Genomic DNA, 16,555 nt, shown 5'->3' with positions numbered 1-16,555 from the left:
TTTTATTATCGCTGCAATCAGAAAATGCAATTTTTTTAAATCAATGTTTGCCGCTAACGTAAACGCAAGATTGGTACGGGCCCTTACGGGGGCCCTGCCGCAGGTCCCACCTGCCAGACAAGATTCGAATTACCAGCAAGGGAGTTTCCAAATGGACGGCGACAACATCAAACCTAGCGGCTGCCCCGTCATGCACGGCGCCGCCAGCCATTCCACCCGCTCGAACGCCGATTGGTGGCCGAACCAGCTGAACCTTTCCATCCTGCACCAGCATGGCGCTGAAACCAGCCCTATGGCTGCAGATTTCGATTATGCTGCAGCGTTCAAAGCGCTGGACCTGCAAGCAGTCAAAGATGACCTCACCACGCTGATGACCGACAGTCAGGACTGGTGGCCTGCAGACTACGGCCACTACGGTGGATTGTTCGTGCGTATGGCCTGGCACGCAGCTGGCACCTACCGTACCGCCGATGGTCGCGGTGGCGCATCAACCGGCAACCAGCGCTTTGCGCCGCTGAACTCTTGGCCCGACAACGGCAACCTTGATAAAGCACGCCGCCTGCTGTGGCCGATCAAACAGAAATACGGCAATGCCCTCAGCTGGGCGGACCTGTTCATCCTGACCGGCAACGTAGCGCTGGAATCCATGGGGTTCAAAACCTTCGGCTTTGCTGGAGGTCGTGAAGACATCTGGGCGCCCGAAGAAGACATCTATTGGGGTGCAGAAACCGAATGGCTGGCGACCTCTGACAAAGAGAACAGCCGTTATTCTGGTGAACGCGACCTCGACAACCCGCTGGCGGCTGTGCAGATGGGCCTGATCTACGTGAACCCCGAAGGCCCCGACGGCAATCCTGATCCCGTCGCCTCTGGTCTTGATGTGCGCGAAACCTTTGCCCGCATGGCGATGAACGACGAAGAAACCGTTGCCCTGATCGCAGGCGGCCACACCTTTGGTAAAGCGCACGGCGCAGGTGACCCGTCACTGGTTGGCCCCGAACCTGAGGCCGCTCCGGTGGAGGCAATGGGATTTGGCTGGATCAACGATTTCGAAAGCGGCAAGGGCATCCACACCACCACCTCCGGCATCGAAGGCGCGTGGAAACCGAACCCGACGCAGTGGGACAACGGTTATTTTGACGTGCTGTTTGGCTATGACTGGGAACTGACCACCAGCCCCGCCGGTGCGAAACAGTGGGTCGCCAAAGATGTCGCGCCGGAACATATGGTTGTGGACGCGCATGATCCGTCGATCAAACACGCCCCGATGATGACCACCGCCGATATGTCGCTGAAATTCGACCCGATCTATGAACCGATTTCGCGTCGCTTCCACGAAAACCCGGACGAATTTGCGGACGTCTTTGCCCGTGCTTGGTTCAAACTGACCCACCGCGACATGGGCCCCCGTGTCCGCTATTTGGGCAACGAGGTTCCGGCGGAAGAGCTGATCTGGCAGGATCCGATCCCCGCATCGGAAACCGACGTGTCGGACGCCGACGTTGCTGCCCTGAAAGAGCAGGTAATTGCCTCTGGGCTGAGTGTCGAAGATCTGGTGAAAACCGCTTGGGCCTCTGCCTCGACCTTCCGTGGATCGGACAAGCGCGGCGGGGCCAATGGCGCCCGTGTCCGTCTTGCACCGCAAAAGGACTGGGCGGTAAACGAACCTGACAACCTGTCCCGTGTGCTGGATGTGCTGGAAGGTATCCGCGCAGGCTTTGCCAAGCCGATCAGCATCGCAGACCTGATCGTTCTGGCTGGCAACGCTGGGGTTGAGGCCGCTGCGAAAGCCGCTGGTCATGATCTGTCCCTGCCCTTCACCCCCGGTCGTGGCGACGCCACACAGGAACAGACTGACGTAGACAGCTTTGACGTCTTGGAACCTGAGGCTGACGGTTTCCGCAACTACACCCGCGGCACCTATGCCAATCCGGCGGCGATGCTGATCGATAAGGCGCAACTCCTTGGCCTTAGCGCGCCAGAAATGTCGGTGCTGGTCGCGGGCCTGCGGGTTCTGGGTGCCAACCATGGCGGCAGCCAGCACGGGGTATTCACCGATCAGCCGGGCATCCTCAGCAATGACTTCTTCCGAAATGTGCTGGACATGTCGACCGCGTGGAACAAAACCGATGATGGCCATCTGGAAGGTCGTGACCGCAACACTGGCAAGATCAAACACACCGCCACCACGGTTGATCTGGTGTTCGGCTCCAACTCGCAGCTGCGGGCTATTGCCGAAGCCTACGCACAAGACGATGCCGCTGGCCGCTTTGTCGCCGACTTTGGCAAAGCCTGGACCAAGGTGATGATGGCAGACCGGTTCGACGTGGCTTCATAACGCGATCCGATCAATACATCACGAAAGGGCGCGCCTCACTCAGGCGCGCCCTTTTTGTTAGGATCACCACATCATTACCCGATTACCCGACATTAAAATCAGACTTGATTTTTCCGAGTGTTTTTATCAGATATATATGCAGCCGAGTCATCGTGGCCCCCAAGACCACCCAGCCAGGTTCCTGAAACGCATTTCAATAAGGACCCTTTGAAGATGACCGCGCCCCTAACCGATGTCCCCAATAATACGCCAACCACCCGCCGCGTTGACCTATGCGGTTTTGACGCCTTTGAGCTGGGGCTGCTGCCTGTGATACGGCACCTGCTGACCACCTTTGCAAACCCCGATAGCCAGGCGTGGGTTCGCGCGCAAACCATCGCGGTGGAACGCTGGGGCGAAACCGTAGGGCTTGCCACCTGCCATCGTTTGCAGGCCCTGCTACGCAGCCTGCGTGACTGCCGAAACGATCTGTGCGTCATTGATCCGCTGAACATCGACCAACGTGGTCGCGTCACAGCGGATGAAGAAACCTGTCTGTGGATGCTGCACTATATGCGCCGCGATAACACGCCCAACGCCCGCGATGCGGTGGAACGTCTGACCAACGGATACATGGACCCCCATCTGGTGCGCGAAGGCCTAAAATTCGCCGCCCGTTTCCCCGCCGCGGGCGTGCAAGCGGCGCCCCGCGTTGAAAAACCGCGCCTGACGCTGGTGCAGGGGGCTGCATGAATCCGACAGTAGCGTTTCATCCCCACCGCCGCATCCGCCCTGCGGTTCTGCAACTGCATGGCCAGCTGAACGGTGCGGGACAAGCAGGGCGGTTCCAGGCGATCACACAGGCACTGTCTGCGCAGACGCAGGTTCTGTCCCACGATCCATCGCATTTTTATGCTGAGACTGAATTCGGTACGATCGAGGCATGGCGCGCGCGCCAACAACTAAGAATACTTCTGCGCAGCCCACATCAATCGCGGCTGGAGTCCATGCGCAAACAGGTCGAAACCGCATGTGCCGGATCGACACCTGCGGAAACATTCGATTGGTCCGGCAAGCCCTAACCATCACGCCTGCAAATTAAGGTATCCAGAACCAAAAAAGGCGCCCTAAGGCGCCTTTTTGAATGGTCGGAGTGAGAGGATTCGAACCTCCGGCCCCTGCCTCCCGAAGACAGTGCTCTACCAGGCTGAGCTACACTCCGACACCGAAACGGGGCTTGTGAACGGCAGGTTTTCGGGACCCTGCCAAGCGGCGCTTCGTAAAGTGCAGGCTCTATCGGAGATTTGCTCTGCCTTGTCAAGCGCTCGCCATGAATTTCGTTGTGCCCGCACGCACCACAAAACCATCTGATGATGACCAACGCCCTGCTCCTCTGCGTGCCGCGCTGTCGCCTACAAACCGACAAAGCGCGGCCTCCGCCTGCACTTCATCGAAAAGACTGCGCTATGCTAACAAAACACAACCAGAAGGCCGTTAACAAAGAATGGAGCGCAAAGAATTGACACTCTGCCGCAGCGGGAACACACTAAACCTACCATAGAAACCGACAGGATCCTCAAATCACCCGCCAGCCCGTCCTCCCTTAAAGACCAGCAAAGAGAACGCCAGCACAGTGACTGCATCGGCCGATATACGCCTCGACCTCGCAACGCAGGATAAGAAAAGACGCACACGTCTGGCCCGCATGGTCGCGGCGCTTAGCAGTCTTGTGGGGGCGCTTTGGTGTTTTATTTTCCTGATCTACGGCGATAGCACAGCGATGGCCGCCGCAGCGATTGCCAGCTGGCCCAGCTGGATGGCGATGCTGATGTTCGCGCTGCGCTATGACCATGGGGCGCGGGTATTTTGGATGCTGGCATTCCCACCTGTACTGCTGGCGACAACCCTCTATTACAGCGCTGCCGTTGATCTGGAATTGATTTTCCTAGGCATCGTTGGACTGCCCTTCTTGTTCTTTTCTTCCAGCACGGAAAACCGCCAACAATGGCTGGCCTTGGGATATTTGGGGCTGATCACGGCCATCGCGCTGAGCTACGACCGGTTTGGGAATCTTGCCTGGGTTCCGGCTATGCCACCGCCATCTCCGTTGCGCGGCGATACTGTCGACTGGGGCATTCGGATGACCGTAGCCGCGGCATTGATGGTGGAACTCTATTACTTCGCATACCTCAATCGCAGCAGCGCCTTAGAAGCCCAAAAAGCACTGGCCGATGCTGATGCTGCAGCCCGATCTCGTGGGGCTTTCCTAGCGAATATGAGCCATGAAATCCGCACGCCAATGAATGGTATGATCGGCATGATCGAAGTGATGGAAGCCACCGACACAGATAAACAGCATGCGCGATCCATCGGGATGATCCGCAACTCTGCATTTTCGCTGCTACGCATCCTCAACGATATTCTGGATGCCAGCCAGATCGATTCCGGCAAACTAAAGGTAGAGCGCACCAAAGTGGAATTGCGCCCCCTTATCGAAGGGGCGACACAAACCATGCAAAGTATGGCGGACAATCACGATGTACGCTTGCGTGTCTTGGTGCATCCCACCATGCCAGAATGGATCTGGTCGGATTCTGGACGTTTGCGTCAGGTTCTGCTGAACCTGCTGAGCAACGCAGTAAAGTACTCTGCCAAACGACTAACCGGACGCCAAGGACATGTCACAATGTTGGTTCAGCGCGGCGAGGGTGACAGTTTTACCATCGAAATCTTGGATAACGGGACAGGCATCAGCGATGACGTACGTGCCACTTTGTTCCAGCCCTTTTCCGACGGTGACCTGACATCCCGACGCGTGGTCGGCGGCACCGGTCTGGGGCTATCAATTACACGATCCCTGATTGCGCTGATGGGCGGACATATCCGGTTCGAACGCCCCCCAAATGCCGAGGGCACGCGCGTGCGCGTCGATCTGCCACTGGAAACAGCTGATGGCCCGAAAAGAACACCGGATCTGAGTGGCCTACAGGTTGTGTGCTTTGACCTACTGGACCAGCAGGCGCGCGACGGCCTGACCACAATGGTGGAAAGCGCGGGCGCAAAAATGCACATGGTCAAAGACCTGTCTGACCTAGGTATGCTGCTACCCCTAAGCGGTGCTGACCCCATATTCCTACTGCCCAATCCGGATGAAACCGTCGCGGATCCCCTAGCCAAAGACCTCAAAACACTGTTGCCAACGGCACGGATCATCAGGTTCAGCGCGGCACGCGATGTGCGTTATGGTTTGCTGGATGATCATACATACCGGATCCAGATTTTCCCGATGATGGGCAGCGAACTGATGCGCGCAATCGCTGCATTGGGCGGAGCGCTGCCCACGTCCGAGGCCACTCCGCATCCGGGCTATGCCCTCTCGAGGCGCCAAGCGGATATCAATGCACCCTCCAAAAGTGCCGACGCTGAGGCAACCCAGACCGAAGCCCACAACACGCAACCAAAATCGAACGACAAGATCCTGCTGGTCGAAGACAACCAGATCAACCGCATGGTGCTGTGCAAACAGCTTGAGTTGATGGGCTATGATCACGATATGGCAGAACACGGCGAAGAGGGCTTCAAGGCCTGGCAGACCGGGGCGTTTTCCCTAATCCTCTCTGATTGTCAGATGCCAATCATGGATGGTTTCGAAATGACACAGCGCATCCGCGAAGTCGAAGAGGCCGAAAACAAACCCCGCACCCCTATCATCGCCATCACTGCCAACGCGCTAGAGGGAGAAGGAGAACGCTGTCAGGCACACGGCATGGATGACTATCTGGCGAAACCGGTGGAAATGGAGAAGCTCAAAAACATGCTACGCTACCATCTTGGACATGATCGCGCGGAAACAAAAACCGCCTCTACATCCTGACATCCCTCCGGTTCGCCTTACGTCTTTTCCTTAACACCAGTATCTCAAGTATTTGCGTCCCACCCGAATGAACACCAAACAACGTGAAATTGCCCGCCGGCTTAAGGCGACCTACGCGGCACTGGGATTGCTGATCACAGCGTGTCTACTGTGGTTGCCCTACTTCCTGTGGACAGGTCAGTATTTCGAGGTGCAAATGCTGATCATTGCGCTTGCACCGTATCTGGTAATCGCAGCGATATTCTGGCGTGGCTGGCACCTGCTTGGGCGCGCAGCTTGGCTGGGTTGGCTTACGCTTTTCATGTTGGTTGCCGCTTTCCTACCGTCCGGTGGCGAATATGCTGCGCTCTATTTCTTTGCCATCCTTGCATTCCCGTTCCTGCTCTTTTCCTGGAACTATGAACGCACAGCGATGATTGCGGCCACGTGTCTTGTCTCCATCGCCGCGGTAATCGCAATGGCCGCCGGGCCGCTACACCTGCGTGACGCGCTAGGTATCACATTGCCACCGTCTATGATCGCCCCCGCCGCGCTAAAACCGGAATTGCGGTCTTTCCTGAACCAGTTAACCGTTGCGACCATTTTGTTGCTGGAACTGGCCTACTTCGCGTATCTGACGCAACAAGCCAATCGGGATGCCGCAGAAGCACTGCATCGCGCCCAGCATTCTGCGCGCGCAAAAGGCGAATTTTTGGCCAACATGAGCCACGAAATCCGCACCCCGATGAACGGATTGATCGGCATGCTGGATGTACTGGAAAACATGGGTCTGGACGATCGCCAGGCGCCTGTAGCAGGCACCATGCGCAACTCCGCACTGTCACTGTTGCGGATCATCAACGACATTCTGGACGCCTCCAAGATCGAGGCTGGCAAGCTGGAGGTGGACCTGCACCGGACAGAGTTCCTGCCATTGATCGAAGGTGTTGCAGCGATGCTGCGACCTTTGGCCGATGAAGCAGATGTGCGCGTGCGGCTTTATATCGACCCAACACTGCCCGCGTACATCACCACAGATGGCGGTCGCATCCGGCAGATTTTGCTAAATCTTAGCAGCAACGCAATCAAGTTTTCAGCCCGCCGCCTCACCAAACGCCGCGGTGACGTCGCACTACGCGTGTCACGCTGTGCCGATGGGATGGTGCGGTTTCAGGTGACAGACAACGGCATCGGCATGGACGCAGAAATGCAGAAGGCGTTGTTCCAGCCCTTTACGCAGGGCGACGGCGTTTCCAAGATGCAAGTCTCGGGCACCGGACTGGGTTTGACCATTACCAAAAACCTGATCGAACTGCTGGAAGGCGAGATCACCGTCAACAGCACCTTTGGCGAAGGCACAGACATCACCGTTAGCTTGCCGCTGCCTGCGGCCCCCGGCGACAGTCGTTTGCATGACATTTCAGGCACTCAGATCCTCTGTATGCCATTCGATGATATCAATGTGTCTGCGGGCCTAAAGGACATGCTCAATCGCAGCGGTGCTGACGTGCATTTCATCCATTCTGTGGATGAGGTGCGCCAAGGCAACTACGCGTCTAATGCTGTCATTCTACTGCCTACCGAACAACAGGACCGCGCGCAAAAAGTGCAGGAGGAGCTATCCGCGCTGCTACCCAATTGCGGCATCGTACGTTTTTCTTCGGAACGGGCAGCGCGGTTCGGGCGGATAGGTCCCAATAGTGCATTGGTGCAGATCAAGCCGATGTTGCTGAGCGACATGATGAAGGCAATCGCAGAAACCTGCCGGCCCAATGGCGACCCCATGCCCACTATCTTCGAACAACGTACGCATTGGACCTCTGTTGACGAACCCGCGGCAGCCGCCGAAATCGCATCAGACACAGCCCCCCGCGTGCTGGTGGTAGAGGACAACGAAATTAACAGAACAGTGTTGGGCAAACAGCTGGATATTCTGGGCTATGCGCACAACATGGCCTCAGACGGGGCCGAAGGGTTGCAACTTTGGCAACAGGAACAATTCGATATTGTCCTGACCGACTGCCATATGCCGGTCATGGACGGCTTCGAACTCACACGGCAGATCCGCCACAACGAAGCCGCCGCCAAAACACCGCCGATCCCCATCATTGCGGTCACTGCAAACGCATTGGCAGGCGAAGAAGAGCGCTGCCTGAATGCGGGAATGGACGGTTATTTATCCAAGCCTTTGAAACTGGACAGCTTGCGTGAAAAGCTGGAACAGATGCTGTAGCCCATAAAAAACGCCCGCCCAGTTTCCCGGGCGGGCGTTCGCTACATCATGAAACGCAGCTTAGAGGCTTGCGTCTAGGGCCGCGATAACTGCGTCACCCATGCCAGAGGTCGACAGCGGGGTCACACCCTCTTCGCCCAGCAGATCTGCGGTGCGGCCACCTTCGGCCAGTACTTTTTCAACCGCTGCTTCCAGACGATCCGCCTCTGCACCCTGATCGAAGGAATACCGCAGCGCCATCGAGAAGCTGAGGATACAGGCGATCGGGTTTGCCTTGCCCTGACCCGCGATGTCGGGTGCGGAACCGTGTACGGGTTCGTACAGCGCTTTGGGGCGGCCGTTGGCCATTGGCGCACCGAGGCTGGCAGAGGGCAGCATGCCCAGCGAACCGGTCAGCATCGCCGCCGCGTCGGACAGGATGTCGCCGAACAGGTTGTCGGTGACGATCACGTCAAACTGTTTCGGGGCGCGTACCAACTGCATTGCGCCGTTGTCGGCGTACATGTGGGACAGCTCAACCTCGGGGTAGTCTTTGGCCACCTCGGTCACAACGTCGCGCCACAGGATGCCCGATTCCATCACGTTAGCTTTTTCCATCGAGCACAGTTTCTTGTCGCGGCGCATCGCCAGTTCGAACGCCGAGCGGGCCACACGGTCGATCTCGGACTCGGTGTAGCGCTGGGTGTTGATGCCCACACGTTCGTTGCCCTCTTCGATGATGCCGCGCGGCTCACCGAAATAGATGCCCGAGGTCAGTTCGCGCACGATCATGATGTCCAGACCGGCAACCACGTCTTTTTTCAGCGACGAGAAGTCGGCCAGCGCATCAAAGCACTGTGCCGGACGCAGGTTGGAGTAGAGGTCCATTTCCTTGCGCAGGCGCAAGAGGCCACGCTCGGGCTTCACCGAGAAGTCCAGATCGTCGTATTTCGGGCCGCCAACGGCGCCCAGCAGAACTGCATCAGCCTGCTGTGCCTGTTCCATGGTTTCGTCGGTCAGCGGGGTGCCGTGCGCGTCATAAGCTGCGCCACCAACCAGACCTTCGCTGACGTCAAACGCCAGATCACGCTTGGCACCGAACCAGTCGATGATCTTGCGCACTTCGGCCATAACTTCGGGGCCAATGCCATCACCGGGCAGGATAAGAAGCGAAGGGTTGGTCATAGTGTTTTCCTCGGTTTAATCTGTCGGCACACGCCTACCCTCTGGGGTGGAATTGGTCAAGAAATGAAGGGCAATTTGGCAATTTCACTATATTGGCGCTAACGGGTTTCGGGCAGGCGGATATCGACCCAGACTAGCCGATGTCGGCTGGCTGTCGGGTTGGGTGCGCTTTGGCCAGAACCACGCACAAACAGTGAGACATCGGGCAAAACATAATCGACCCGCATTGGCCCTGTCTGCTCCCAAACCACAGTCGCGCCATGCTGCGCCAAGGGATCTTGCAATCGGGGGTGGTTTAGCAACGCCCTGATCGGCTTTTTGTGACCTTCGCCGCGATAGGGATCGTTGTTGGCATCCCCCAGCAGAACGATGGGTCCGTCTGGCTGTGACCCCATCAAACCGTCCAACAGGGCCAGCCACAACTGCAGTTCATCAGCATTGCGATAGCCATTGCGATCCTCTGGGCCGTCAAATACCGGTGGACTGGCATGAAACGCCAACAGGGTCAGCCGCCCTTGTGGTATCATCACCGGCACCATCCAATGTCCCACATAACTGAGGCGCTGCACGTCCTGATGTATTTTCGGCAGTACATCCGGCTGCTCTGGCCCAAGTGCGCCAGGGACATCGCGCCATAATAAGCGGGAAAAATCCTGAACGCCGCCTGTGTCGATTGGGTGGCGTGACAGTAGCGCCATGCCACCCTGCCCCGAAAAGCGCCCAAACCCCTGCGCATCACGCGCACCGCCTATCCGACCATCGCCATCCAAATCCAACCCGGTTTGCCAGCCACTGTTTGGACGCAGCGCAAAATGGTACGGCAGCGATAGCCCTGATCGATCCAACGCCGCGGACAAAGCCCCAAGCGCTAGTGCGGAATAGTCATAGTCGAAATCCTGCAACAAAATCGCATCGGGGCGCGCCTCAACGATAGTGGCCACCACAGCCAAAACCTGAGGATCTTCACGCTCTATGTCGCGCAGCAAAAGCCCAGGCCCCTTGCGAGAGAGGGCCGTATTATAGCTGGCAATGCGTATGTCCTGCGCCCACGTCGGCACAGGAAGCGAGCAAAAGAAAAGGAGCGAGAGGGCAGCGGCCCAGACGATTAGGCCGAATCGACCAGTTTCGCCTCGGCATACGTGCGGCGGCGTTTTTCGTCGATCATGTCGGCCACGCGCCCGATCGCGATGCCGCGCAAAATCATGTTCGCAGGCAAGCAGGCCCAAATCATCATGCACCAAATCAGCACATGAGGGTTTGTCAGCACCTTGAGGTCCACCCATCCTGCCAGCCCTTTTAGAACAGCCGGCAACAAGAATGGCAGGATAAAGCCTAACATTACGTTAATACGCGCATCACGCTGCAGGCGCAGCAGTACGTCGCCTTTGGTGGGGTCAAACATCGGCAGGTTAACCCAGACGTTAAACGCACCACCGCGCACTGGCCACGCGCTGAAATGCAGGACCAACAAAAACAAGACCAAAACCGAACCTGCCAGTGCATAAGCCAACGCCGTGGCCATCCGCACCGCATCGATCAGCGATTGTGGGGCATCCGCAGGCAGCGCCAGAATGGCCAAGCGCACAGGAGAATAAGGAAAATCCAGCCAATTCCCCAGCATCTGCCCCAGTGCCTGCAACAAAAGACCCAATTGGGTCGGGCTGTGGTCTGCGCGCAGGATCAACGACAAGACAAGCACCACCAGAAAGGCAGCGGCAAACCGCATCCGGTTCAACGGGGGCGCATCTCGAAATTCCAGAACTGACGGATAATGGGTCGCGTATTCAAGAAAGGTCATCAGGCCCGCAAGGAAGGCCAACAAAACCACCAGCGCTGTTGCATCGCCCAGACCTGCAGGCAGCAGCAAATAGGGGATTGCCACCAGCAATGACACCCAAATAGCCCGCACTCCCGCGCCTGCCAGACGTTCGAACACAACCCGATCCCTTCATGTTGGCCAGATGTGATACGTTGCCCCATCCGTTGTCCAACTTGTTGCCGTCCTAAGACGGCCTGCCTCATTCTTGCCCCAATTCTGCCTTGTTTGTTCAGATCGCTCAACCCGCTGCGCCAAAAAGAACGGCAGTTTCATGGGTTTGGGCTGAAAACTGGTGCCAGATTGCATCAACTGGCTGCTCTCTGGGCACGCAATATTAACGCAAGACAGCTGCCATACGGCCGAAAATAGGCACCATAATTGGCAAACACCGCATGAAATAAGGGCCCGACCAATAGGCCGGACCCCGAAAAGTTTGAAAGCTTTCTGACACCAACTTATTGCCCTTGCCCAGGCAGCCGCTGATGCGGATCGGAAATACTCGAATATGAGATTCGCGCCATAATCGGCAACAAACCTCTCGAGGGAGCAGGACCTACCTATACGTATAGGCCCGCGTCTGACATATGGAGAAATCTCCATATGGAAATCACCCGTTTCGGCGATAAACCAGTGGCCCAATCGATGATGCGAATACTATGTCTGAACAAATAAAACTCCTGCAAGCCATTGAAAATGCAACAACCCTAGAGGCCAAATTCAGCCTTTTCACTGGGTTCATGCGTGACGAGTTTAAGTTCGATGGTGTGCATTACGGGATTTACCTGAACACCAGCTCCCATCGGGATATCTACAGCCACTTTGTGCCAAAGCGTACTGGTTTGTCTGATGAATGGCGCGACCGCTACCGCAAGGGTGGCTACGTACAGTTTGATCTCTCTCTGTTTCTAGCCGCCGTGCGCCAAGATCCCATGATGCAAAGCGCGTTCTACCAAGGTGCGCAATCCGGCGATCTGCCCGCGCCCTTTGCCCGCGTCGTGGCAGAGGTACAAGACTACGTCAAAGGCGGCGTCGTGATTCCAGTCAATCACAACGGTCAGCGCGGCGTTATCGGCCTATACAACCGAAACGGATGCAGGGCCAAAAACGACGCCCACTACGCGCGCCATCGCTTTGTGATCGAAACACTGGCCAGCCATTTCCACAAAAGCTGTCATTGGGCAGACGAGATTGTCGAACAAAAAGACCTGAGCGATATGAACCTGACAGTCCTGAGGCTGAAAGCGCAAGGATTGCGGGTGAAGGAAATTCTTTATCAGATTGATCGCGCCAATCCCAAAACTGTCGATATCCATATGGCGCGCGTACGCAAGGCACTGGGCACGCGCAACGATATGGAAACCATCGCCAAAGCTGGCCAACTGGGCCTGCTGAACACCGGTGATATGCCACCCCCAGCGGAGCTGCACACACTGCCCGAGGTGTGGCGCCACCTTTAACCCCACGCGACCAGCATCATCAGCGTCCCTTTCCAAAAGAGAAAACCCCCACCGTTTCCGGCGGGGGTTTTTGTTGTCTCACTCAACCCTGACAGGGCGATAGGATCACACCCAAGGACGCTGCGCGGTCAGCTTTTCCTCGTAGGATTTGATCGAATCGGCCTTTTCCATGGTCAGGCCGATGTCATCTAGACCGTTCAGCAGGCAGTGCTTTTTGAACGCATCTACCTCAAAGGCGATGCTGACACCGTCCGAGGTGGTGATTTCCTGCGCTTCCAGATCGACGGTCATACGGGCATTGGCGCCTTTTTCCGCGTCTGCCATCAGCACATCAACCTGTTCCTGCGGCAGCACGATCGGCAGGATGCCGTTCTTGAAGCAGTTGTTGAAGAAGATGTCTGCGAAAGAGGTCGACACGATGCACTTGATGCCAAAATCCGCGATGGCCCAAGGGGCGTGTTCACGCGACGAACCACAGCCGAAGTTGTCACCAGCGATCAGGATTTCTGCATCGCGGTACTGCGGTTTGTTCAGCACGAAATCAGGGATTTCGCTGCCGTCGCGGTTGTAACGCATTTCGTCAAACAGGTTCACACCAAAGCCGCTGCGCTGAATGGACTTCAGGAACACTTTGGGGATGATCATGTCGGTGTCGATGTTCACCAGCGGCATAGGCGCGGCGATACCTTGGAGTTTTTCGAATTTTTCCATAACTCAGTCTCCTGGGTTTTTAGGTTTCTTGCGGGTGCCACAACGCTGTTTCCAGCGGTGCGGGGCGGGGAATTGCGCCCTCGCGGTTCAGCACCCAATGATAGATGTCTTTGATTTGGCGGGCCTTGGCGGCCCATGTGTAATGCGTTTGTACCTTTGTGCGGGCGGCCTGTGCCATTGGGGCCAACTGCTGCGGCGCAGCCAGAACCGATGCCAATGCAGCGCGGAAACCCGCGACTACATCGCCCCGTGACCCCATCGCCACCTTAATGCCTGTCGTCTCATCGACCAATTCTGCCGGACCGGCATAATCGCAGATGACCGGAACCACGCCCAGCGCCATCGCTTCCAACACCACGCCGCCGCCGAATTCCCGCACAGACGGGAAGGTCAGCATGTCAGCGCGGCCCAGAATGGATTGCACATCTTCATGTGCGACCCAGCCGTGGAAGGTGATGGTGTCCGCCACGCCCAGATCCTCCGCCTGCGCCTTGAGCCCCGCCAGCATCGGCCCATCGCCAATGATGTCGAGGGTCAAAGACCCATCCAGCAGAAAGGGCGCTGCCGCTTCGATCAGCATATCCGGCCCCTTGTAAGGCACCAGACGACCAACGAAACAGCCCCGCAACGGGCGCGATGCACCGCGAGCAGGCAGCGTGGCAGAGAGGTCAAAACGGTCAGGATCAATGCCATTTTCCGGCACTAGGGTGATCTTATCCCGGTGCTGTTTTGGCATATCAGACGCGGTGAAGCGCGACCCGGCGATGATCGCCGTGGCAGCCTCCAGCATCCGCCGCCGCGCGGTGGACAGCTTGTACGCCCCCCGCACATAGGACAGCCATTCCCGTTCCGCGCGCCGTTCCTGATCAAAGCCCTGCGGCCATGGCACACCGCCGTTCAGCGGCCCCATGACAAAAGGAACCCCAACCGAATGACACTTGGGCGCCAGCGAACTGTTCGCCGTAGGCGTCAGCGGTGTCACCCGATGCACAATGTCATAGGCGCCAGTGCGGATCGCGGACCCGAACTGTTGCCAGACTTTGCGCTCGAACACCGGATAGGCCAAACGCGACGACAGGGCGGTCACAAGGGTCCAGCCCTTGCCCTGCCCCATGCGCAGCGCCTCACCCATGCGGTAGACCACACGCGCCACTGATTCCGTATCGATGGCGGTGAAATCCTGCCCTTCCACCAGACCTGCCCGCAGGAAAGCCTCACGGTTGCGCACCTGTGTGACGATATGCACGTCACATTCGTTGCGCAGGGCGTTCGCCAGTGACCAGCCGACCAAAGGTACACTCACCCATTCAGGATTGGCCGCTTCCGCGATGACAAGCACGCGGAGACGGTCCTTTGATCCAGAATGGGAGAGCGTTGCACACATGGGTTTACACCAGCTCGCGCACGTCGGTCAGTTTGCCGGTCAGCGCAGCAGCGGCTGCCATCGCGGGGCTGACGAGGTGAGTACGGCCCTTGTAGCCCTGACGACCCTCGAAGTTACGGTTCGAGGTGGACGCGCAGCGCTCATTCTCGGACAGCTGATCGGGGTTCATCGCCAGACACATGGAGCAGCCAGCCAGACGCCATTCGAAACCGGCAGCCTCAAAGATTTCGGCCAGACCTTCTTCTTCGGCTTGGGCGCGGACCAGACCAGACCCAGGAACGATCATCGCACGGATGCCTTCCTTGATCTTCTTGCCTTTGACCACTTCGGCCACAGCGCGCATGTCTTCGATACGACCGTTGGTGCAGGACCCGATGAAGACGGTGTCAATTTCGATGTCCGACAGTTTCTGACCGGGGGTCAGGCCCATGTATTCGATCGAACGACGGGCTGCTTCTACCTTGCCGCCTTCAAAATCCTCGGGCGACGGCACAACACCGGTGATCGGCAGTACGTCCTCAGGCGAGGTACCCCAGGTTACAACCGGCTCGATGTCTTCGCCGCGCAGGGTGACAACCTTGTCGAAATGCGCGCCTTCGTCGGTGAACAGGGTTTTCCAGTACTCAACCGCTTGCTCCCACGCAGCACCTTTCGGCGCATGAGCGCGGCCTTTGCAGTACTCGTAGGTGGTTTCGTCCGGCGCGATCAGGCCAGCGCGTGCGCCGCCTTCGATGGCCATGTTGCAGACGGTCATACGGCCTTCCATCGACAGATCGCGGATCGCTTCACCGCAGTATTCGATGACGTAGCCGGTGCCGCCGCCGGTGCCGGTTTCACCGATCACCGCCAGCGTGATGTCCTTGGCGGTTACGCCCGGCTTCAGCTTGCCAGTGATTTCCACCTTCATGTTCAACGATTTCTTCTGGATCAGGGTCTGGGTGGCCAGAACGTGTTCCACCTCGGAGGTACCGATGCCGTGGGCCAGCGAGCCAAACGCGCCGTGGGTCGCGGTGTGGCTGTCGCCGCACACAACGGTCATGCCCGGCAGGGTCCAGCCGTTTTCAGGGCCAACGATGTGTACAATGCCCTGACGCACGTCAGACACCGGATAGTAATGCACGCCGAATTCCTTGGCGTTTTTATCCAGTGCTTCAACCTGAATGCGGCTTTCTTCGGTCATCTGCGCGGGGTCTTCACGACCCGCGGTGGTGGGGACGTTGTGGTCTGGCACAGCGATGGTTTTGTCCGGCGCGTGTACCTTGCGGCCTGCCATGCGCAGACCTTCAAAGGCCTGCGGGCTGGTCACTTCGTGCACCAAGTGGCGGTCGATATAAAGCAGGCAGGTCCCATCTTCGGCTTCATGCGCGACGTGGGCGTCCCAGATTTTATCATAGAGTGTCTTCGGGGCGGTCATGGTCCTCTCCCGTGGATTGTCTTCGGATGTGGGGTGTTTGGTAGAAACGGCGAAAGCCCGCCAAATCGGCAGGCGCATCGCTTATAGACAGGCGAGCACGGCGCGCTTGGCGCCAAAGAACCGCCAGGGCAAAAAGCTGCGGTCGTCGATGTCGAAAATACGTTTCATTGCGCCCCTTCCCTACACCCGACAGGGGCATTTCG

12 protein-coding genes and 1 tRNA gene are annotated in these 16,555 nt (G+C 57.7%); 6 read left to right on the top strand and 7 right to left on the bottom strand.

What is annotated here, in order from left to right; genetic code table 11:
- Positions 1-151: 151 nt before the first annotated feature.
- From katG to TM5383_RS08365, 3 genes are all read left to right on the top strand, one after another.
- Positions 152-2,338, top strand: a complete 2,187-nt coding sequence (katG, locus tag TM5383_RS08375; RefSeq protein WP_058318587.1) for a catalase/peroxidase HPI — start codon at positions 152-154, stop codon at positions 2,336-2,338.
- Between the two features lie 213 nt (positions 2,339-2,551).
- Positions 2,552-3,070, top strand: coding sequence for a hypothetical protein (locus TM5383_RS08370; protein ID WP_231725083.1), 519 nt, complete (start codon positions 2,552-2,554; stop codon positions 3,068-3,070).
- Complete coding sequence (locus tag TM5383_RS08365; RefSeq protein WP_058318586.1) at positions 3,067-3,399, top strand: hypothetical protein; 333 nt, start codon at positions 3,067-3,069, stop codon at positions 3,397-3,399. Before TM5383_RS08370 ends, TM5383_RS08365 begins: the two co-directional genes overlap by 4 nt.
- A gap of 63 nt (positions 3,400-3,462) precedes the next feature.
- Here TM5383_RS08365 and TM5383_RS08360 read toward each other — a convergent pair.
- Positions 3,463-3,539, bottom strand: a tRNA-Pro gene (locus tag TM5383_RS08360).
- A 411-nt stretch (positions 3,540-3,950) separates the two neighbouring features.
- Here TM5383_RS08360 and TM5383_RS08355 point away from each other — a divergent pair.
- The gene (locus TM5383_RS08355; protein WP_143570303.1) at positions 3,951-6,191 is read left to right on the top strand and encodes a hybrid sensor histidine kinase/response regulator; all 2,241 of its coding nucleotides are present in this window, start codon (positions 3,951-3,953) and stop codon (positions 6,189-6,191) included.
- A gap of 67 nt (positions 6,192-6,258) precedes the next feature.
- The gene (locus tag TM5383_RS08350) at positions 6,259-8,403 is read left to right on the top strand and encodes an ATP-binding protein (RefSeq protein WP_058318584.1); all 2,145 of its coding nucleotides are present in this window, start codon (positions 6,259-6,261) and stop codon (positions 8,401-8,403) included.
- A gap of 60 nt (positions 8,404-8,463) precedes the next feature.
- On the opposite strand, the gene leuB is transcribed toward TM5383_RS08350, so the two are convergent.
- The 3 genes from leuB to TM5383_RS08335 form a co-directional block, all read right to left on the bottom strand.
- On the bottom strand, positions 8,464-9,567 hold the full coding sequence (gene leuB / locus TM5383_RS08345; RefSeq protein ID WP_058318583.1) for a 3-isopropylmalate dehydrogenase: 1,104 nt from the start codon (positions 9,565-9,567) through the stop codon (positions 8,464-8,466).
- A 98-nt stretch (positions 9,568-9,665) separates the two neighbouring features.
- Complete coding sequence (locus TM5383_RS08340) at positions 9,666-10,625, bottom strand: endonuclease/exonuclease/phosphatase family protein (protein ID WP_143570301.1); 960 nt, start codon at positions 10,623-10,625, stop codon at positions 9,666-9,668.
- Between the two features lie 47 nt (positions 10,626-10,672).
- Complete coding sequence (locus tag TM5383_RS08335; protein ID WP_058318582.1) at positions 10,673-11,503, bottom strand: hypothetical protein; 831 nt, start codon at positions 11,501-11,503, stop codon at positions 10,673-10,675.
- Between the two features lie 539 nt (positions 11,504-12,042).
- Here TM5383_RS08335 and TM5383_RS08330 point away from each other — a divergent pair.
- On the top strand, positions 12,043-12,843 hold the full coding sequence (locus TM5383_RS08330; RefSeq protein WP_058318581.1) for a LuxR C-terminal-related transcriptional regulator: 801 nt from the start codon (positions 12,043-12,045) through the stop codon (positions 12,841-12,843).
- A 105-nt stretch (positions 12,844-12,948) separates the two neighbouring features.
- Here TM5383_RS08330 and leuD read toward each other — a convergent pair whose 3' ends face one another.
- The 3 genes from leuD to leuC are packed head-to-tail and all read right to left on the bottom strand — an operon-like array spanning position 12,949 to position 16,352.
- Positions 12,949-13,554, bottom strand: coding sequence for a 3-isopropylmalate dehydratase small subunit (gene leuD / locus TM5383_RS08325; RefSeq protein WP_058318580.1), 606 nt, complete (start codon positions 13,552-13,554; stop codon positions 12,949-12,951).
- Positions 13,555-13,573: 19 nt separating this feature from the next.
- Positions 13,574-14,938, bottom strand: coding sequence for a glycosyltransferase family 4 protein (locus TM5383_RS08320; protein ID WP_058318579.1), 1,365 nt, complete (start codon positions 14,936-14,938; stop codon positions 13,574-13,576).
- 4 nt (positions 14,939-14,942) lie between these two features.
- On the bottom strand, positions 14,943-16,352 hold the full coding sequence (leuC, locus tag TM5383_RS08315; RefSeq protein WP_058318578.1) for a 3-isopropylmalate dehydratase large subunit: 1,410 nt from the start codon (positions 16,350-16,352) through the stop codon (positions 14,943-14,945).
- Between the last annotated feature and the right edge of the window lie 203 nt (positions 16,353-16,555).

Origin of the sequence: Thalassovita mediterranea (assembly GCF_001458435.1) — a bacterium.
GTDB classification, from domain to species: domain Bacteria; phylum Pseudomonadota; class Alphaproteobacteria; order Rhodobacterales; family Rhodobacteraceae; genus Thalassobius; species Thalassobius mediterraneus.
The sequence above is the reverse complement of the archived record's forward strand: the minus strand, read 5'-3'. Positions and strand labels throughout refer to the sequence as shown.

Bases quoted from the DNA above. Each gene is read 5' to 3' on its own strand.
- leuC (WP_058318578.1), bottom strand. From the start codon at position 16,352: ATGACCGCCCCGAAGACACTCTATGATAAAATCTGGGACGCCCACGTC.
- TM5383_RS08370 (WP_231725083.1), top strand. From the start codon at position 2,552: ATGACCGCGCCCCTAACCGATGTCCCCAATAATACGCCAACCACCCGC.
- katG (WP_058318587.1), top strand. From the start codon at position 152: ATGGACGGCGACAACATCAAACCTAGCGGCTGCCCCGTCATGCACGGC.
- leuD (WP_058318580.1), bottom strand. From the start codon at position 13,554: ATGGAAAAATTCGAAAAACTCCAAGGTATCGCCGCGCCTATGCCGCTG.
- TM5383_RS08365 (WP_058318586.1), top strand. From the start codon at position 3,067: ATGAATCCGACAGTAGCGTTTCATCCCCACCGCCGCATCCGCCCTGCG.
- leuB (WP_058318583.1), bottom strand. From the start codon at position 9,567: ATGACCAACCCTTCGCTTCTTATCCTGCCCGGTGATGGCATTGGCCCC.
- TM5383_RS08350 (WP_058318584.1), top strand. From the start codon at position 6,259: ATGAACACCAAACAACGTGAAATTGCCCGCCGGCTTAAGGCGACCTAC.
- TM5383_RS08330 (WP_058318581.1), top strand. From the start codon at position 12,043: ATGTCTGAACAAATAAAACTCCTGCAAGCCATTGAAAATGCAACAACC.
- TM5383_RS08320 (WP_058318579.1), bottom strand. From the start codon at position 14,938: ATGTGTGCAACGCTCTCCCATTCTGGATCAAAGGACCGTCTCCGCGTG.